Source organism: Mucilaginibacter sp. NFR10 (genome assembly GCF_900100445.1).
Lineage (GTDB): Bacteria > Bacteroidota > Bacteroidia > Sphingobacteriales > Sphingobacteriaceae > Mucilaginibacter > Mucilaginibacter rubeus.
Genome location: NZ_FMTV01000004.1, coordinates 458,095 through 476,917, shown reverse-complemented (window position 1 = coordinate 476,917; position 18,823 = coordinate 458,095). Strand labels below are relative to the sequence as shown.

Sequence of the window (18,823 nt, the reverse complement as noted above, 5' to 3'; positions counted from 1 at the left end):
AAGATTGTTTTTTATATCCGCGTATTCAAAAAGAGTTATGAAGGCTCGCATATTGATATTTGTTTTGTGCTGTTTGGTAGCCTTTAAACCTAAGGCACAAAATACCGTAAAAGCAATACCACATTTACAATATTATGGCGGTAATGCTGAATTATTGGTAGATGGAGCGCCGTATTTAATGACAGGCGGTGAACTTGGAAACTCGAGCGCCTCAAGCGCGGCCTACATGACCCCAATTTGGCCCAAACTGCAAAAAATGCACCTTAACACAGTGATAGCGCCGGTTTATTGGGAACTATTGGAGCCACAAGAGGGCAAGTTTAATTTTACACTGGTTGATGATTTGATTAAAAGTGCCCGGCAGTACCACATGAAACTGGTGCTGCTTTGGTTTGGCACCTGGAAAAACAGCATGAGCTGTTATGCGCCAGGTTGGGTTAAAACCAATGAAAACCGTTTTCCGCGCGTTGCCAACAGTGTGGGTGGTGCTGAAGAGATCATTACGCCGTTCTCCAAAGATGCTTTGCAGGCAGATATTAAAGCTTTTAGTGTGTTAATGCGGCATATTAAGCAAACCGATAATAAGCTTCGCACTGTGCTGATGGTGCAGGTTGAAAACGAGATAGGCATGCTGCCGGATGCCCGCGATCATTCGAAACTGGCCGATGAAGCTTTTAACCGGCCAGTCCCGACAAAGCTAATCTCCTGGTTAAATTCGCACAAAGACAAGCTTGTACCCGAAATGCAAAAAATATGGCAGGATGGAGGAAGTAAAACTTCAGGTAACTGGGAATCGGTTTTTGGCAAAAGCCCGGCTACCGACGAGCTGTTTATGGCCTGGTACTTTGCCGGATACGCTGACGCTGTAGCTAAAGCAGGTAAGGCCGTTTACCCGCTGCCGATGTATGTGAACGCAGCCCTTAACGCTCCGGGTAAAAAGCCGGGACAGTACCCTTCTGCAGGCCCCTTGCCGCATTTGATTGACGTATGGAAAGCAGCAGCACCGGATATTGACTTGCTGTCGCCCGATTTTTATAACCCTAACTTTAAGTACTGGAATGACCGTTATACCCGGCCTGATAATGCCCTGTTTATCCCCGAGCATCGTTTTGAGGATGGAATGGATGCCAAAGCTTTTTATGCCATTGGCCATTACAAAGCGCTGGGCTTTTCTCCTTTTTCTATCGAAACCGATAACATAACGGCAGGAGAGCCACTTTCCCAATCGTATAATATCATTCATCAGTTATCAGGTGAGATTAGTAAGGCTAAACGCAAGGGAACTATGGATGGTGTATTGTTAAGTAAGGATGCGGATACCATACGGCTGCAAATGGGCGATTACATGCTCACGGTTTCGCATGATTTAGCCTTGGGCTGGTCGCCCAAAGCAAAGGATGCAAACTGGCCGTTAACCGGAGGCATTATAACAGCTTTGGCTAATGATGAGTTTTATGTAGCCGGCACAGGTTTGGTCATCAGTTTTAAGCCGGTAAAAGATGGACTACGTGCAGGTATTTTACAGGTAGACGAAGGGATATTTGTTAACGGAAAGTGGCAGCCGGGACGCCGTTTAAATGGCGATGAAGATCACCAGGGAAGGCACTTAAGGATCCCGTTGGGCGAATATGGGATCCAGCGGATTAAGCTTTATAATTATAAGTGATCCATACAAAAACAGACCGGGTTAATTTCGGCATGTTGGGAATAATTTCAGTTATATATTTTGCGGATGCTCCTCACCGTTAATGCAGAAGTCAATCTGTATGAAGCAAAAAAAGCCGCTCCGTTAAATGAGGTCAATCATAAACGGAGCAGCCGGGATAAAATTTTTATTAAGCGAATGCTTTATTAAAATGTGGTTGGCACATTGTTATGGGTGTAGTTTGTCCAGCATAGGAAACCGATATCTCCATTAGGCAGGCCGTTACTGTCGCATACATAATTGCTGGCGATGTAACTGGTTTCGGTAGTGCCGTAATGACGATTAGCCACTTCAATTCCCGGCCAGATGGGGTTGTTTACATTACCGTTAGGTGAGCATGGCGGCGATACTGTCCCGTGCATCAGCTTGTATTGGTAATTAAACCCGGTTAACAGGCGACTGCTGCTGGCCGAGTAAATAGACAAATCCCCCTGGATGCCTGCAATGTTGGCGGCATAGCTTAAACCGGTAAGAGAGTACTGGTAATGCACATAATCATTGTGCGATCCGCAGATCTCGCCGTTCATCGAGCCATCTGAGGCAATTACATTGGGTAATACAGTTTTTACAGCGGTAATGCCGTTTTGGTATACAGTTTGGCTATCTTCAAACACGCCGATAGCCATTTTTGCATATCCGGCAGATACGTTCCAGTTGTTGTTAAAGTTGGGCACGTTATTGATGTAGTTATCTTTCATGTTGTTCAGAAAGTTTACAAACTGGGTATTTTCCGCTGTAGTCCAGCCGCCGCCAACGCCACTGGCCGGGATGTAATATTTGATGATTTCGGCTGCTGCTGCAAAGGTAGGCGCTGCCCATGAAGCTTCAAGCGAAGCCTGGTTAGGCTGTGAGCCGGTTACACTGAAGTTTTGAAAGCTATTGGCCCAGCCATCGAGTATTTGTTTTACGGTAGTTGCATATGAAGCGTTACCGGTTTTAGCCCAGCGTAGTGCCAGGGCATAGCTTAACAAGGCATCGCCTTTAAAAGCAATTTCATCGGGCGTGGTAACGCCGCCGGCAACCTGTACAGTGGCTTTGTAGGCGCCGCTGGGGCTGTGGTTGTTGCAATAGTTGAGTACAAACTGGTAAGCCGCAAGCCGGTTCGCATCATTTGAATTGGCTTGCTGCCCCACATAATCAAGCGTTTGCTGCGTGTTGAGAATGCCGGGATGGATAAAGCCGGTAGCCTGGGTTTTTAATGCCGGTGAGGTAGCATCGTTGCTTGCCGCCGCCGGCGAGACTTGTTTTTTAGTGCAATAAGTAAAAAATAACGCCACAAAAAAGGCCAGGCCCAGCAGGGTTGCAAAGGTAGTTTTTGGTTTGCTGTTCATAAATTGGTTTTTAATTTACAATTTGTCTCACCGGCATAACTTATAAAACAAAAAGCTTAAGGTTACGAGGCGTGTTATTGCCTTGCATTAGGTTTTACCGTTGTTTTAAGAAGGTGCCGGATAATTGGTTTGATGAAACAAAATTATTGTAAAGTATTGATTAAAAGCAAGATGTGATGATGTCGATACGCTTTGTCCGCAATGGCACTTCGCGATTGGGGGAGCTGTTTTAATGGAAAAAAAAATTTAATTTTTTTTTCCTGATACGGTTTATCCGCATAATGAACGGTGGGTTGGGGCCCGATTGAGAGTAGATTAAAAACAAAAGCCTGCAATTGATTACAGGCTTTTGATAAATTGATATCAGGATCAGTAAAGAACTGGCGTACGAATATTTAAGCTTTAGGCTTTCTGCCTTTCGCTTTCCTGTTACTCATTGGTGAGAAATCCTCCTTTGCCATGATAAAGGTCAAGCTTGCCGTTAAGCTCAATTTTTATTACCGACATGTATTTATCCTGCTGGCTTTCGGGAATTGGGATGTACAATAAGCCCGGTACCGCACTCCATGAAATTTTGCCGACGATTTTATACGTTAGCGGCGTATCGCTCCCAAGAACCGTTATTTTTTTGATGTTGTTTTTTAAGCCTTTCACCAATACCGGCGCACTTGTTTTAGCCGGAACAAACAAGTATACAGTGGTCGAATCTTTTGACAGGGTACTTGCACCATAGTAATGCCCTTGTGGCATGCCTGCTATGGTATTAAAAACACCTTCGCCGTTTTTCTTGTTCCATGCACCCAGTTCTTTAAGCATGTTCACTTCCTGCGGAGGGATACTGCCATCGCCCTTAGGGCCAATATCCAGTAGTAAATTTCCACCGTAGCTTACGGCATCAGTAAAAATGCTGATGATCTCATAAGGGGTTTTAAAATTCGTGTCCTGTGGCTGATAGCCCCAGTTATCGTTAATGGTCATACAAAGTTCCCACCATTTGTAATTAGGCCTTGATACCGGGAAGTTTTGCTCAGGGGTATCATAATCGCCAAAACCCTGCAAGCGTCCGTTTATGATCGCGTTGGGATTGTAGCTTAACAGTTTTTGTCGCACTGCTGGTGCGTTCCATTCTTGGGCACTATGTTCCCAATCGCCATCAAACCACCAGAGGTCGGGGTTATATTGTTTGGCCAGTTCATCCAGCTGTCCGTTCATAAAGGTTAAATATTTTGCCCATTTCACCGGCTGCGCATTAACCTGGTACCTGCTGCTATCTTTCAAAAAACCCGGATAATCGGCGTGGCTCCAATCTATCAGCGAAAAGTAAGCTCCTGCTTTTACACCACGCGCACGCAAGGCATCGTACAACGGTTTTAACAGGTCTTTTTTGGCGGGAGTCTTTTTTACTACATTCAGCGGACCGTATTTGCTGTTCCATAAAGCTACACCATCATGATGTTTGGTGGTCATTACTGCGTAGCGCGCACCGCTTTCTTTAATCAGTTCCGCCAGCTCATCTGGATGATATTGATTTGCCGTAAAGCCTTTTAGCTGGTTCATATAATCAGGATAGCTGATCTTTTTGTTATGAAAACTCCAGCTTTCATCTATCCCTTTTACAGAATAAATGCCGTAATGAATAAATATGCCCAGCTTACCATCGGCGAACCATTGCATTTTTTCTTTGATCTCATCAGGATTTACACGGTGTTGCGCCTGCGCGTAACCACTGTATAACATGGTAAAAAATACCATAAAAAGGCGTGATAGATTTCTTCTCATTTTCAAAAGTAACTATTGCTTTTATAAATCTATTAGATACTTTTTAAAAAAAATAAAAAGTTTTCTTTCTTTATTAAATTAATTTATTTAAATATGCAGATATAAACCCCTGCCGCATGTTTCTTAAGCATATTGACCTCATCAAAGGGCTGTATTACAGTAAAACAGCTTCTCTTAACGACCTGAGTATTTATACTGGCCGAAGCATTCCTTATGTGACCAAAGGGATAGCCGATTTGATGAAGTTGGATATTGTAAAGGAAGTAGGTATAAGGGCGTCAAGCGGGGGCAGAAAGCCCGCAACTTATTCATTGATAGCTGATACCGGCTTTATTATTTCGGTAGCTATGAACCAGTTTTTGACAAGAATTGTAATTGTCAATATGAATAATGAGTTTGTGGGAGAGGTGCAGGAGTTTGAATTAAAACTGGGCGATAACAAGGATGCTATCCATTCATTGATAGCCTGTATCAAAGCTGTAGTTGTTAATTCAGGATTGCCACAAGATAAATTTTTGGCTATAGGGATTACCATGCCTGGGTTTATTGACGCGTTTTTGGGTAATAACCTGAGCTTTCTTAAAGCTCCGGAAGAAACATTGGTAACCTACATTGCCAAACAAGCCGGACTACCTGTGTTTATTGAAAACGATTCGACGGCCATAGCCCTGGCCGAGCAAAAATTTGGGCTCCCTATTGCCCGTAATAATTCCATGATCATTAACCTGGGCTGGGGCGTTGGTTTGGGGATGATCATCAATAAAGAGATATTTAAAGGGCACAGTGGTTTTGCGGGAGAGTTTAGCCATTTGCCGCTTCATAAAAACGGAAAACTATGCTCATGCGGGAAGCAGGGCTGCCTGGAAACAGAAGCTTCTTTGCTGGCTATTGAAGCTAAAGCTGCTGAAGGCCTGAAACACGGGCAGGTTAGCAGCCTCCTAAAATACGATACCGTATCGGCAGATAATATCATTGACGAAGCACTTAAAGGTGATGCCTTTGCAATAAAAATTATTGCCGAGGCAGCTTATTTTATTGGTCAGGGCCTGGCGATATTGCTGCATTTAATGAATCCCGAGAGCATCATTTTAAGCGGGAAGGGGAGCGTTATCGGCAAATTATGGCTCAGCCCCATTCAGCAGGCCATGAACGAGCATTGCATTCCCCACTTAACCACCTACACCCAATTGGCGGTTTCAAACCTGGGCAATAACGCGCAACTGTTAGGAGGCGTAACCACGGTGGTTGAAAATCTGTATAAACTTAATCCGCAGGCCAATATTTCTGAGCCTACATAAAGATATTCAAGGTCTTTTTTTAACTCAATTAATCAATTTTCATGCAACAATTTTATCTAAACTTGAAAAGGTGGGTGGTCCTGCTACTGCCCCTTTTTATCTCGGCAAATTTATTTGCCCAAACCAATGTTACGGGAGTGGTGCGCGATGACGCCGGGCCTTTACCGGGTGTTACCGTGTTAGTTGTAGGTACAACAACCGGTGTACAAACCAACATAAACGGCGCATACAGCATTAAAGTGGCCAAAGGTGCAGTGCTTAAATTTTCATCTGTAGGCTATACAGCAAAAGAAGTTACCGTTGGCGACAACGCCGTGATCAACGTAACACTGGCTGCAGGTAAAGGCGAATTAAATGAAGTGGTAGTTACCTCATTCGGTATCAAACGCCAGGAAAAATCCCTGGGTTATGCTACTACCACCATTACAGCGAAGCAGTTAACTGAGGCCGGTAATACTAACTTTGCTTCGGCATTGTACGGTAAAGCTCCTGGTGTTAAAATCACTACTGCCCCGGGTGGTTCAAGCAGTGCTGTAAACGTGCAGATCCGCGGTATCAATTCACTTAACTACAACACCCAACCTCTATACGTTGTAGATGGTGTTATTATCCGTAACAACAGCGAGGCTGGCGCAGACGGTGCAAATAACGGTGGATACTGGTCTGATCAGCGGATCAGGGGTAATGGGATCCTGGATATCAACCCACAGGATATCGAAACCCTTACCGTATTAAAAGGCGCGAGTGCTACAGCTACTTACGGTTCTGATGGTATGAGCGGCGCTATCGTTATCACCACCAAAAAAGGTTCAAAATCAAGAGGCCTTGGTGTCGATTTCAACTATGTAGGTACTGCCGAGCAGGTAGCCTTTACACCAAAATTTCAAAACGTTTACGGTCCTGGTTATGACAGGGCTACCAATCTTGCAGGTGGTTTTACTGAAGATGGTTGGTTAGCTGATCCTAATTCGCCAAGCGGTTACAGGCCGCGTTTCAGCTCATACGCGCAATTTGGCCCTAAAATGGAAGGTCAGAAGATCAGGTGGTGGGATGGCCAGATCAGGGATTATACACCACAGCCCAATAACTATAAAGATCTGTTTCAAACAGGTTATAGCTCAAACGCCAACATCGCTATATCAAACCAAACAGATAATGTTAACTACCGTTTATCGGCAACCCGTTTGGATTATACCGGTATCCAGCGCGGTCAAAAACAACAAAAAAACTCTTTCAACTTAAATACTACTGTTAAGTTAAGCAATAAGATTAGCACAGATATCGTCGCGAGTTACGTTAATACATTAACCCATAATCGTCCGTACCAGCTTGGCCGCGTTTTAGCCAACTTTGGCGGCTTCTTAAATCGTTCAGAAAAAGCAGATGTGCTGCTGGATAACTATCAAACATCAGCGGGTTATAAATACGTAACGCTTGGTAACGCTGTCAGAAACCCAACTGAGGCATTTAAATATAACATGAGCGGTGGGGATATTATGGACTTTTTCTGGACACAGTTAAAGAACAGCGAAGATGAAACTGAAAACCGTTTAATCACCAGTGCTACTTTAAATTGGGATGTGCTTAAAAATTTGAAGTTCAGAGGGCGTATTGGCAGTGATTACACAGGTCGCAATACCGAATCGATGCAGTATAACGAATATCCTGTAGCTTTCAACTCGCCTGCAAGCACCGGCTATTATGGTGTTTCCAAAGCTCAATATTCTGGTACTTACGGCGACTTATTATTAACTTATTCGCCTAAACTTACCAAAGACCTGAGTATGTCTGTTAGCGGTGGCTACACCTCGCGTAGTGAAACCTATCGTGATCAGTCATCAGGTACCAATGGCGGTTTGGTAACTGAAAACTTCTTTTCTTTATCAAACTCGTACGGTACGCAAACAACAACGGCAACCCGTGGTTTCATGAAAACCCAGGCTTTTTTTGGTATCTTAAACTTAAATTATAAAAATTATTTGTTTTTGGAGGGTACCGCACGTAACGAGTCGGCTTCAGCGCTTCCTACAAAAAACAACACCTATTTTTATCCTTCGGTTAATGCGGGTTTCGTATTTACAGATGCGTTTCAAATGCCTGAATTTATCAGCTATGGAAAGTTAAGGGCATCATACGGCGTAGTTGGTAACAAACCACCAAGGTATGTTCCTAACGTGTTGTACAACCAATCACCATTATCAGTACCGGGAAGTACTGTAACACAGCTTACCTATGACGCCACTTATGGTAACCTGGAGTTAAAACCCGAGATGAAATATGAACAGGAATATGGTTTGGAGGCCCGTTTCCTGAAAGACCGCGTTGGTTTTGATTTGACTTATTATACTAACCAGGTTAAAGATGTAATTATGGGGTTGAATATCGCCCCATCGAACGGCGCAGGAAACATTATAGCCAATGCCGCTACTTTACACAGTAATGGTTTGGAGGTTGCCTTAAACGGTAAGCCAATAGTTGGTAAATTTAACTGGGATGTACGTTTAAACTTTGCTGTTAACCACTCAAAGGTAAACAACCTGGCCCCCGGTTTTGAAAAGCTTACTTTCTACAACGGCGATCAATCTGCTTTAATGGTGGTAGCTCAACCAAACCAGCCTATCGGTAATATATTGGTTTATCCTATAGCCACAGATGCTAATGGCAATAAGATTGTGAATGGCGATGGTTTATATACCATTGACAAATCAAAATTTATCAACGTAGGTAATATCCAGCCTAAAATTGTAGGTGGTATTGCCAATACTTTCAACTACAAAGGCTTCTCTTTGGATGTATTGGTTGATTACCGTTGGGGCGGTAAAATGGTATCAAACCCATTAAAATATGGTACTGCGGCAGGTATGTACGAAAGTACTTTACAGTATCGTGATGCTGCCCACGGCGGTTTGGCTTATTACATTGATGGCAGCGGCAAGCATTTAGGAACTGCACCAAACGGTGGTAAAACCTATAATGACGGCGTTGTATTGCCAGGTGTAAATGAAAACGGAGAAAAGAATACCACTATTGTTGACGCTGCTTCTTACTACCTGAATACTTATGACTGGGGCGAAAACTCTGTAAACGAAAACGCGGTATTTAAAAACAACTACGTGAAATTGCGTGAAGTTGTGTTGGGCTACAGATTGCCAGCAAGCGTAAACAAAGCGCTGCACCTGAATAACTTAAGGTTCTCTTTAGTTGGAAGAAACTTATTGTATGTATACCGCACACTTAAAAACCTTGACCCGGAGGCCCCTATTGGCGACAAATGGTACAGGCAAGGTATTGATGAAGGTTCATCACCTGCTACCAGGAGTTTTGGATTTTCATTAAACGCGAATTTTTAATAGCACAAGTCATTAATTATGAAAAAGAATTTTAAAAATATAGGATATGCGTTGCTGCTTGCTTTATCATTGGGAAGCTGCAAAAAAAGCATCGACGAAAAATTTAATAACCCGGAAAAAACAGCAGTTGTAACAATCCCTTACATGTTTACCGGTATGTTAAACAATACCAGGGTAAGAGCTGAATACTGGCAGTACAGAACGTTTGTATTAACCGCTACAAGTTATTTTGCACAAACCTCGTATTTACCAAATACCAACACTGTTTATCAGCCTAATGATGGTTATATGGGTAACCGCTGGGAGGATTTTTACCATCCAAACGGTTCGGCCAATGGTGTAATGGCGTTGTATCGCACAATGGAAGTTACGTATAACCAAATGTCGGCTACAGATAAGGCAACTAATGATGTGATTATGAATGCTGCCCGGGTAACTTTATATGATCAGGCATCACAAATGGTTGATTGCTGGGGCGATATTCCGTTTAGCGAGGCTGGCAGCCTTGAAACAAGCGCAACGGTTAAAAACCCTAAGTTTGATGATCAGATAGCGCTTTACAAAAGCTTCATCGCTGGTTTGGATGCTGCTTCAACCTATTTTAAAACAGCTACATTATCAGATCAGGCCACTAAGGCGTTTAAACAACAGGATATTTTGTTAGGTGGTAGTGTTGATAAATGGAGGAGGTATGCTAACTCTATCCGGTTGCGATTACTAATGCGTATGTCTTTTTATGACGAAGCCGGATCAAAAGCTGAAGTAGCTAAAATGCTGGCTGACCCAACTTCATATCCATTGATTGACGGCGGTAATGCTGCTAATTACAATCCTGCTTCTACAGATGTGTTACTTACTCCATTAACTACTTACACAGGATCATTACAAGACGCTCTTACCCAGGGGAATAGCAATGGTGCGCCTGATTATATGTTAAACACTGTAATGTTGCCGGCTAATGACCCCAGGATACCTGTAATATTTGATAAGGGTGTAGATATGACAGATCCGAATAATCCGAAACCGAACAAAGATTATAGGGCACAGGTAGTAACAATGCCAGGTGAGGAAGGTTCAAGAACTTTTACTCAGTATTCAGTTGTTAACCCAACCACTTTTTTAACCAATAATAAACTTCCAGGTATCGTGATGACTGCGCCTGAAGTTAACTTCCTGAAAGCTGAAGCTTTTGAGCGTTGGGGAGGCGGTGATGCTAAAAAGGCATACGAAACCGCGGTAAGCCAATCTGTTTATTTCTATTTTTATCTGAATAGTTTAGGTACCGGTGTTAAGCCAACATTGAGCGCAGCAGATGTACAAGCATTTCTTCTGAATAACACCACGACGGTTGCGGGCGGACCAACTGTGCTGTATACGGGTTCACAAACAGAGAAGCTGACAAAAATATGGATACAGAAATGGGTGCATTTTGGCTTTATGCAAGGTACCCAGGCCTGGAGCGAATACAGACGCACAAAATACCCTAAACTTACGTTTCCAAGTACCGGTAAATTGGCCAATTACACTACGCCGCCAACCCGCTTGGTATATCCAAGTGTCGAAACTGGCTTTAACAGTCATTATAATGATGTAAAAGCAAAAGATACCCGTACAACAAAGATCTTCTGGGATGTAAAGTGAGATACCAGATAATAGTTGATTGAGGAGCTGCCCACGCTTGTGGGCGGCTTTTTTTGTGTTTGTATATCGCCGCCTGATGCGAGGGTATACCTTGCAGTTAGTTATCTCTTTAATCGCAAAATATTTATGACTTAAAACCCAACACATGTTGATATAAACTTATCCGGAAAGTTGAGCGAAACGGTAACGTTTTGAAAAATGAAACGTCTTTAATTCACCATATGAAAAGATTAATTATCCTGCTCCTGATCGGCACGAACGCTGTTTTAAGCGAAGCCCAGTCTTTAACACAACGTATAGATTCTGTAATGCAACTGGCCTATCAGCGAGGCATTTATAATGGCAACATCCTGGTTGCAAAGGGCGGCAATATCATTTACCGCCATTCATTGGGTTTTGCCAACGGCAACAAAACTACCCCGCTGCATGATTCCCTGCGATTTGATATCGGTTCGGTTAGCAAAGAGTTTAACGGTGCAGGTATCATGATACTAAAAGAAAAAGGCAAGCTTTCGCTGGATGATCCCTTGTCCCTCTATTTTCCCGAATTTCCGAGCTGGGCCAGGCAGGTAAAGATCAGGCATCTTATTAATTATACCAGCGGCATTCCGCTGCCGCAGTCAACAGTAGGCGATACAGATTCGGCCTTATATAACTATCTCCGGTCTGTAAAAGAACTTGCGCTTGCTCCGGGCACCGGTTACATCTACAATCACGCCAATGTTTACCTGCAAATGCGCATTATTGAAAAGGTTAGCAAAAATAGCTATGCCCAATTCCTGGCAAAAAACATTTTTGAACCGGCAGGTATGAGCCATACAGTGGTAGATTATCCTGTAGGTTCGCCGGGGATGGCGCAGGCTTTTGACAACAACGGACAAAATACACCTTACGGCCAGGTAATGAGCGGTTGGGTGCGTTTGCCTATAGACGATTTGTACAAATGGACACAAGCGCTGGAGCATTACAGGATTTTGTCAGAGAAATCTTTAGCCGAACTGGCAGTTAATTTTCCGGGCGGAGAAAGCAGTCTGGGTTCAACCGGTTTTGAGAATGGCAAACTCATCTGGCATCAGCATCAGGGCTCCAATAGCAATTATGAAGCTACTATTTACAGCTGGCTGCCCGATAGCATCACCATTGTGATGATGACAAATAACCAGCAGATGAAAGTGCTCCCACTTAAAACCGCACTGATGAATGTTCTGCAAAACAAACCGGTAATCGTGCCTAAGAAATCTTTTTACCTGGAGATCAGGGAGAAGATGCTGACCAGCGCCGACAGCGGTTTAGCTTACTATCATGAACTGAAAGCATATCATCAGGACAAATATGATTTTAGCTTCGAGATAGGCGATCTCATTAGCACCGGAAAATATGTGGGCCGCCGTGCGCACTATGATGATGCCATCCGCATCTACCGCCTGGCAGCCGAATTACCGGCAAGGGCAGGAGATAAATCTTATGCATACGAACTTATCGGGCAAGCTTTTCAAAGCAAGAATGATAAAGAACAGGCTTTGCTTAACTATAAAAAAGCACTGGAAATCGATCCTGAAAATAAGAACGCAGCAGGGATGATTGAGGCGCTCAGGCGTTGAGGAGCAATCGCTTAAATGTCTATTTTTGGTGTTTCCAAAACCTGCCTTTTCCTTCAGCAATCCATTCTAACGCTTCATTGATTCTTTTTTGCCGTGTTTCGTCGGTTTTTGCATCGGTAATCCAAACAATATACTCCTTGCGGAAAGAGTTAGATTTACTTTCAAAAATCTCTTTTGCTTCGGGTTTAGATGCTAACGCGGCAAGCAGGTAATCGGGTATTTCCAAAACCCTTGGTTTATCAGATCCCGGCTTCTCTCTCTTTATTTTAATACCTTTTTGGTTTATCTGTATGGCTTCTTTAAGCATAGCTATAAGTTCATCATCAGGCGGCAGATCCGATAGCTTTGTTATCTTACCCAAAAATCTTTGGACCGGCTTTAAGTCTTTATTCGCCTTTAGGCGCGGATCAGTCATCAGTTCCGCCTTCAGGAATGTGAAAGAGCAATGATTTTTATAGGAAGCCGCTACACACATATTGTCACCATTGTAATCAAAATGAGGCAAGCTCCATTTTATTGTTTCTTTAACACCCGGGCAATTTTCATGAATAAGCCTTCGTAAATGCTCAAGGATCGGTTTTGCAAAATCTTCTGAGTTAGCTATGTAAACATCCACAGCCGAATTATGGTCCATAAAGTTAAATTTTAATGTTAACGATTGCGAGAACAAAAAAACTAAAACTGATGCAGACGATTTAGTCGAAAACTTGGATAAACTGGTCAATTTAATTCCTACGTCGTTTCCGGAATTCTGAAGCCGATACACCTACCTGCTTTTTGAAGAATTTGCCAAAATTAGTTGGGTCTGAAAAGTTGAGTTGATAGGCAATTTCAGCGACCGAAAAGTCGGTGTATTGAATAAGCGATCTGGCTTCGCCGGCCAGGCGTTCGGCAATAAAAGTAAGCGCATTTTTGCCAGAAACATGCTTTACAGATCGGGAGAGATGGTTAGCGGTGACAGAGAGCAGATCTGCGTATTCCTGCACGGTGCGCTTATGGATGTAGTGGTTATCAATCAACTGAATAAATTTACGCAACAATACTTGCTGCGCTGTAGCCCGGGGAATATCCTTTTTGTTTTCTAACGCAAAGTCTTCCAGGTAATAGAGCAGGCCAAGTAACTTTATCTTTGCTTCAATATGTTGTTCCCTGGCCGATCTTTCGTAAGAAGTAAATACAGCTTCAAAATGTGGTGCGAGGTGGTCAAATACAGCGTGGTCAAACTTGAACAGGTTAGTATGCAGCGGGTCGAATAAAGAGAACTGTTGATGGAAGTCAGGTTTGAAGAATGAGAAACACTCCTGCGTAAAATAGATTATATACCCCTTCAAGGCATTGTTATGAGCAAAACTATATACAAGGTTGGGAGAATGAAAAACGAGATAGGAATCCGGGTTATGAACCGTCTGATCGCCATAGTTAACCTCAACCTTGCCGGAATTGGATAGCAGCGCGAAAAAGTAAAATGAACGTTTAAAAGGCGGGCGGTATACCTGCAGATCCTGATCGAGGGGTTTTAGCCTCAAACAGTAAAAGTCTGGATCGGTTGTTCGTGCGGGCCATGGAATAGAAGCCAGAAAATCGTTGATTTCTGTGTAATAAGAAAGGGCATTTTTTATTTTCGCCATAACATGCACTACAATAAGCGCTGCTCCTAAAGTAGGAAAAGAAAATGTTTTTCATTTACCGGTGTAACATAAAGCTCACTGACTGCAACCGCTAATATTAAATGATTTTCACGTCTATATGTGCTGTTGTCAACGTGTTTTGAAATGGGCGAAGAGATTTAGAACATATCCGGATTTTTTGTCGAGGTTATAAAACACCAAAGCCCAGCTATTGCCGGGCCTTAATTGGTTAAGCGGAGAGGGAGGGATTCGAACCCTCGATACCCTTTTGGAGTATACACACTTTCCAGGCGTGCTCTTTCGACCACTCAGACACCTCTCCGTGTAAATGCGGATTGCAAAGGTAAAATATTTGCCCTTACTATCAATAAAAAAGCGAAGCCCGTTTTAACCGGCTTCGCTTTCACAAAAACTTAACTCTACTTATAAAAATTGCACTCGCGCAAGTATGACAGTTATGGTATGCTTTGGTTTAATTTGAGTAAAAAATATTAGGCCGTAATGCAGATACATAATTTTAGCTTATGTTTGCTCCGCACTGTCACATGGCGGTGGTTAACATAAAATACTGTTTTGGTTGCAATGCTGAGCATCAACGACATTAAAAAACCTATTGCTGCTGATATTGATGCGTTTGAGGAGAAATTCAGGAACTCAATGAAAAGTTCCGTTCCGCTGCTTGACCGCATCACACATTACATTGTAAAGCGTAAAGGCAAGCAGATCCGCCCAATGTTCGTGTTCTTTTCGGCCAGCATTTGCGGGGGCATCAATGAGGCAACGCACCGCGGGGCGGCATTGGTTGAGCTGTTGCATACGGCATCACTTGTGCATGACGATGTGGTTGATAACTCCTACCAACGCCGCGGCTTTTTCTCTATCAATGCTTTATGGAAAAATAAGATAGCTGTTTTGGTGGGTGATTACCTGCTTTCAAAAGGCTTGCTGCTTTCTATCGATAACAACGATTTTCAATTACTGCGTATTGTTTCGGATGCTGTTAAGCAAATGAGCGAGGGTGAACTGATGCAAATTGAAAAGGTGCGCCGCATGGATATTGGTGAACCTGTTTATTATGAAGTGATCAGGCAGAAAACCGCTTCGCTTATTGCATCCTGTTGCGCCTGCGGTGCTGCGTCGGCAGGGGCCAGTGACGAGGTGATTGAAAAAATGCGCCTCTTCGGCGAGAAAATAGGTATCGCGTTCCAGATCAAGGATGATATGTTTGATTTCGGAACTGATGATGTGGGTAAGCCGTTAGGTATCGATATCAAAGAAAAAAAAGTTACCCTGCCGCTTATTTACGCCCTGGCCAATTGCAGCAGTTCAGAAAAAAAGAGGGTGATCAACCTGGTGAAGAACCATAATGAAGATCCTAAAAAGATTGCTGAAATCATCAAATTTGTGAAGGATACCGGTGGCTTACAATACGCCGAAACCCAGATGAAAAAGTACCAGGAGGAGGCTTTCGAAATCCTGAACACTTTTCCCGACAGTGATTCGCACCGCGGGCTGGAGCAACTGGTTAGGTTTACTACCGAACGGGACAAATAATCAATTTTATTGCTGCGTATAAATAACTGGTTTTTTAAAGATGCACTCCCTATCTTTATCACAACCGGTTTTTACACTTATGACAATCCCTACATTGTTTGAATGGGCGGGTGGTACACCTGCTTTTGAACTGCTTTTCAACAAGTTTTATGATAAGGTTTTGGACGATGAGCTGTTGGAACCCGTATTTAAGCATATGTCGCCCCAGCACCGGATTCATGTGGCGCATTTTGTAAGTGAAGTTTTTGGCGGCCCTAAAACCTACAGCGAAACTGAAGGCAGCCATTATGCCATGATCAATAAACATTTGCAAAAGCATTTAACCGAAGCGCACCGCAAGCGCTGGATTGAACTGTTGCTGCAAACTGCTGATGAACTTTCACTGCCCGATGATCCGGAATTTCGCTCAGCTTTTATGGCTTACCTTGAGTGGGGTACGCGGATAGCAATGCTGAACTCCCAAACAGATAATACTACAGAAAGCCCGGATACGCCTATGCCGAAATGGGACTGGGGCGTGCCGGGAGGGCCATACATTCCCTGAAATAATAAAACGCGTATGTAAAATGACCGGTGTTCAAGAGTAGCACATCATAATTACTGCTCTTTCGGCGTTTATGTTCGGGTAAACTTATTAACTTCGTAAATGCAGTCCATACAATCCCTCTTCCCTAAAATAGGTTTCTTTTCTATTCTTGATGTATTGCTGGTGGCTTTGATCATTTACCAGTTGTATAACCTTATCAGGGGAACCATTGCAGCTAATATCTTTATTGGGTTTGCAGTGATCTTTGCCCTCAATTTTGTGGTGAAGGCTTTGGATATGAAGCTGCTTACCATTATCCTGGGCAAATTTGTTGATGTGGGGATCATTGCCATTATCGTGGTTTTTCAACAGGAAGTAAGGCGATTTTTATTATTGGTAGGTAAAAATGCTTCACTCCAACGCAATAAAGCCTGGTGGCAATATTTCTTCGGAAAATCGGAAGTTGAGAAAAATAATTACGCCAGGATCAAGCCAATAATTGATGCCTGCAAAAGCCTGAAGCAAACCCGCACGGGGGCGCTCATTGTTTTCGCCAAGTATTATGACGAACAGTTTTATCAAAACAGTTGCGAGGTGGTGGAGGCCAAAATTTCAAAGCGATTGTTGGAAAGTATTTTTCAGAAAACCAGTCCGCTGCATGATGGTGCGGTGGTGATTTCGGAGAATAAGATTAAATCGGCAAGTTGTATTTTGCCGCTTACCGAAAAAACTGATCTGCCGGCGCAGTTCGGCCTGCGCCACAGGGCAGGTATTGGTGTTACAGAGGCAAATGAGGCCACGGCGATCATTGTATCTGAAGAAACCGGTGAGATCTCGTATGCCAAACAAGGCCGGATTAAAATGAATATCAGCTTCGCAGAGCTGGAAAAAGTTTTAAATAAGGATTTTTAATCGGATAAAAATAAGACAGGATGCGCCTTTAACTGGCGCAAGTATTGTGTGGTTGCAAGAGCGGGGCGTACTTGTGCCCTCTAAGCTAATAAAGGATTGCTATATTGTGAATCAAAATAATCAGTGTTAAATTAACAATGCCACTGCAACCCTCCATCGATAAAATAACAGAAATCTCCCGGGTCCTGCTTTCGATAGCAGGGCGTTACCTGGTATTTGCCGGGGCATTATACTTCTTTTTTTACGTGTGGAGAAGACGAACATATTGGTATTCAAAAATTCAGCAACGCTATCCCGAAAGCAAGCATATCCGTCGCGAAATCGTTTATTCGTTTTTTACTATACTGATATTTGGTGCGGTGATCCTGTTGGTGATCTACGCCAGTAAGCAGCATTTAACAAGGATCTATCCAAACATCAGCGATAAAGGATATGTTTATTATTTTTTGAGTATAGGGCTGATGATCCTGATGCACGACACCTACTTTTACTGGACACACAGGGCTATGCACTGGAAGCCTTTGTTTAAGCTGATGCATAAAACGCATCATTTGTCAACTAATCCGACACCATTTGCCGCGCATGCTTTCCATCCGCTGGAAGCCGTAGTGGAGATTGGGATTGTACCGCTTATCGCCTTTACTATTCCCTATCACGGCACAGCGCTTACTATATTTTCTTTGTATTCGTTGCTATTAAACGTGACCGGTCATCTGGGCTATGAGCTTTTTCCCCAGGGGTTTACTACGCATAAACTGTTTAAATGGCACAATACTTCAACGCATCATAATATGCACCACCGATTAGTTAAATGCAATTATGGTTTATATTTCAATATATGGGACAGGCTGATGGGCACTAATCACCCCGATTATGAAAAGAGCTTTGAACAGGTGGTTGAAAAGCACGAAAAAGTGAAGTGTAAAGGAGACCAGGGACTATTGTCAGACGAACTGGCTACGGAGTAACTTTTTCCTTTTTTACCCCGGCAGTATCCGGATTAACAACATCTATTCTTTTAATGAGCATATGGTATTTTATCCCGGGTTCGTCAGTTTTAACAATCGGCATGTTGTCGTTTGGGTAAGTTTTAACAATCGGCATCCGGCTGTAAACGGGCTCATCTGCAATAAGTTCGTGGGTGTTCAGTAGTGTATTGTTATGATTAAAAAAAACGTTTGGGGGAAGCGTTGGGATAAGTTTAGACAGATTAGTATCAGCCTTTAATGGTTTCAAGTTAAATAGCTTATCGGCAGCGTTATTGTTTTTAGGTGCCTTATTGAGGTTTTGTGCTTTAAGCTGGCCTGCACAGGCTATGATAGCAGCAAGGATTAAGGTTTTTTTCATGGTGATATTATTTTATACTAATATACCTATCATTCAATAATATTTAAATGTTAAATAATGTTATTAGATGTTAAATGCTTTTGAATTGAACCCAAATACCAAAGCCATAAACTGATAGATTTTATTACTTTTGTGGAAAATTTAAAAACCG

General features: G+C 42.9%; 14 protein-coding genes and 1 tRNA gene. 9 read left to right on the top strand and 6 right to left on the bottom strand.

Annotation, left to right across the window (positions count from 1 at the left end; all coding sequences use genetic code 11):
- The first annotated feature begins 37 nt into the window (after positions 1 to 37).
- Positions 38 to 1,666: a GH35 family beta-galactosidase gene (locus tag BLP33_RS16535; protein WP_139160009.1), complete on the top strand. Its 1,629-nt coding sequence runs from the start codon at positions 38 to 40 to the stop codon at positions 1,664 to 1,666.
- 185 nt (positions 1,667 to 1,851) lie between these two features.
- Here BLP33_RS16535 and BLP33_RS16530 read toward each other — a convergent pair whose 3' ends face one another.
- Positions 1,852 to 3,036 (bottom strand): alginate lyase family protein, encoded by a 1,185-nt coding sequence (locus BLP33_RS16530; RefSeq protein WP_090530869.1) that lies wholly within the window; start codon positions 3,034 to 3,036, stop codon positions 1,852 to 1,854.
- Positions 3,037 to 3,465: 429 nt separating this feature from the next.
- A complete protein-coding gene (locus BLP33_RS16525; RefSeq protein WP_090530866.1) occupies positions 3,466 to 4,815 on the bottom strand; it encodes an alpha-L-fucosidase in 1,350 nt (449 codons plus the stop codon).
- A gap of 116 nt (positions 4,816 to 4,931) precedes the next feature.
- Here BLP33_RS16525 and BLP33_RS16520 point away from each other — a divergent pair, with 116 nt between their 5' ends.
- The 4 genes from BLP33_RS16520 to BLP33_RS16505 all read left to right on the top strand — a co-directional run bounded on the left by BLP33_RS16520 (position 4,932) and on the right by BLP33_RS16505 (position 12,705).
- Complete coding sequence (locus BLP33_RS16520) at positions 4,932 to 6,113, top strand: ROK family protein (protein ID WP_090530863.1); 1,182 nt, start codon at positions 4,932 to 4,934, stop codon at positions 6,111 to 6,113.
- Between the two features lie 41 nt (positions 6,114 to 6,154).
- A complete protein-coding gene (locus BLP33_RS16515) occupies positions 6,155 to 9,463 on the top strand; it encodes a SusC/RagA family TonB-linked outer membrane protein (RefSeq protein WP_090530861.1) in 3,309 nt (1,102 codons plus the stop codon).
- An 18-nt stretch (positions 9,464 to 9,481) separates the two neighbouring features.
- The gene (locus BLP33_RS16510; RefSeq protein ID WP_090530858.1) at positions 9,482 to 11,104 is read left to right on the top strand and encodes a SusD/RagB family nutrient-binding outer membrane lipoprotein; all 1,623 of its coding nucleotides are present in this window, start codon (positions 9,482 to 9,484) and stop codon (positions 11,102 to 11,104) included.
- Between the two features lie 221 nt (positions 11,105 to 11,325).
- Positions 11,326 to 12,705, top strand: a complete 1,380-nt coding sequence (locus BLP33_RS16505) for a serine hydrolase (protein ID WP_090530855.1) — start codon at positions 11,326 to 11,328, stop codon at positions 12,703 to 12,705.
- A 19-nt stretch (positions 12,706 to 12,724) separates the two neighbouring features.
- On the opposite strand, the gene BLP33_RS16500 is transcribed toward BLP33_RS16505, so the two are convergent.
- The 3 genes from BLP33_RS16500 to BLP33_RS16490 form a co-directional block, all read right to left on the bottom strand.
- On the bottom strand, positions 12,725 to 13,339 hold the full coding sequence (locus BLP33_RS16500; RefSeq protein WP_090530852.1) for a YdeI/OmpD-associated family protein: 615 nt from the start codon (positions 13,337 to 13,339) through the stop codon (positions 12,725 to 12,727).
- Positions 13,340 to 13,430: 91 nt separating this feature from the next.
- Positions 13,431 to 14,333, bottom strand: coding sequence for a helix-turn-helix domain-containing protein (locus BLP33_RS16495; RefSeq protein ID WP_090530848.1), 903 nt, complete (start codon positions 14,331 to 14,333; stop codon positions 13,431 to 13,433).
- A 234-nt stretch (positions 14,334 to 14,567) separates the two neighbouring features.
- Positions 14,568 to 14,655, bottom strand: a tRNA-Ser gene (locus BLP33_RS16490).
- 260 nt (positions 14,656 to 14,915) lie between these two features.
- Here BLP33_RS16490 and BLP33_RS16485 point away from each other — a divergent pair.
- The 4 genes from BLP33_RS16485 (at position 14,916) to BLP33_RS16470 (ending at position 18,293) form a co-directional block, all read left to right on the top strand.
- Positions 14,916 to 15,887, top strand: coding sequence for a polyprenyl synthetase family protein (locus BLP33_RS16485; RefSeq protein WP_090530846.1), 972 nt, complete (start codon positions 14,916 to 14,918; stop codon positions 15,885 to 15,887).
- Between the two features lie 79 nt (positions 15,888 to 15,966).
- Positions 15,967 to 16,431 (top strand): group II truncated hemoglobin, encoded by a 465-nt coding sequence (locus BLP33_RS16480; protein WP_090530843.1) that lies wholly within the window; start codon positions 15,967 to 15,969, stop codon positions 16,429 to 16,431.
- Positions 16,432 to 16,533: 102 nt separating this feature from the next.
- Positions 16,534 to 17,325 (top strand): diadenylate cyclase CdaA, encoded by a 792-nt coding sequence (gene cdaA / locus BLP33_RS16475; RefSeq protein ID WP_090530839.1) that lies wholly within the window; start codon positions 16,534 to 16,536, stop codon positions 17,323 to 17,325.
- Positions 17,326 to 17,462: 137 nt separating this feature from the next.
- The gene (locus BLP33_RS16470) at positions 17,463 to 18,293 is read left to right on the top strand and encodes a sterol desaturase family protein (protein ID WP_090530836.1); all 831 of its coding nucleotides are present in this window, start codon (positions 17,463 to 17,465) and stop codon (positions 18,291 to 18,293) included.
- Here BLP33_RS16470 and BLP33_RS16465 read toward each other — a convergent pair.
- The gene (locus tag BLP33_RS16465; protein WP_090530833.1) at positions 18,283 to 18,672 is read right to left on the bottom strand and encodes a hypothetical protein; all 390 of its coding nucleotides are present in this window, start codon (positions 18,670 to 18,672) and stop codon (positions 18,283 to 18,285) included. The two genes, BLP33_RS16470 and BLP33_RS16465, sit on opposite strands and share 11 nt — an antisense overlap.
- Between the last annotated feature and the right edge of the window lie 151 nt (positions 18,673 to 18,823).

Excerpts from the sequence above, each read along its gene's own strand:
- BLP33_RS16535 (WP_139160009.1), top strand. The coding sequence starts at position 38 with ATGAAGGCTCGCATATTGATATTTGTTTTGTGCTGTTTGGTAGCCTTT.
- BLP33_RS16530 (WP_090530869.1), bottom strand. The coding sequence starts at position 3,036 with ATGAACAGCAAACCAAAAACTACCTTTGCAACCCTGCTGGGCCTGGCC.
- BLP33_RS16525 (WP_090530866.1), bottom strand. The coding sequence starts at position 4,815 with ATGAGAAGAAATCTATCACGCCTTTTTATGGTATTTTTTACCATGTTA.
- BLP33_RS16520 (WP_090530863.1), top strand. The coding sequence starts at position 4,932 with ATGTTTCTTAAGCATATTGACCTCATCAAAGGGCTGTATTACAGTAAA.
- BLP33_RS16515 (WP_090530861.1), top strand. The coding sequence starts at position 6,155 with ATGCAACAATTTTATCTAAACTTGAAAAGGTGGGTGGTCCTGCTACTG.
- BLP33_RS16510 (WP_090530858.1), top strand. The coding sequence starts at position 9,482 with ATGAAAAAGAATTTTAAAAATATAGGATATGCGTTGCTGCTTGCTTTA.
- BLP33_RS16505 (WP_090530855.1), top strand. The coding sequence starts at position 11,326 with ATGAAAAGATTAATTATCCTGCTCCTGATCGGCACGAACGCTGTTTTA.
- BLP33_RS16500 (WP_090530852.1), bottom strand. The coding sequence starts at position 13,339 with ATGGACCATAATTCGGCTGTGGATGTTTACATAGCTAACTCAGAAGAT.
- BLP33_RS16495 (WP_090530848.1), bottom strand. The coding sequence starts at position 14,333 with ATGGCGAAAATAAAAAATGCCCTTTCTTATTACACAGAAATCAACGAT.
- BLP33_RS16485 (WP_090530846.1), top strand. The coding sequence starts at position 14,916 with ATGCTGAGCATCAACGACATTAAAAAACCTATTGCTGCTGATATTGAT.
- BLP33_RS16480 (WP_090530843.1), top strand. The coding sequence starts at position 15,967 with ATGACAATCCCTACATTGTTTGAATGGGCGGGTGGTACACCTGCTTTT.
- cdaA (WP_090530839.1), top strand. The coding sequence starts at position 16,534 with ATGCAGTCCATACAATCCCTCTTCCCTAAAATAGGTTTCTTTTCTATT.
- BLP33_RS16470 (WP_090530836.1), top strand. The coding sequence starts at position 17,463 with ATGCCACTGCAACCCTCCATCGATAAAATAACAGAAATCTCCCGGGTC.
- BLP33_RS16465 (WP_090530833.1), bottom strand. The coding sequence starts at position 18,672 with ATGAAAAAAACCTTAATCCTTGCTGCTATCATAGCCTGTGCAGGCCAG.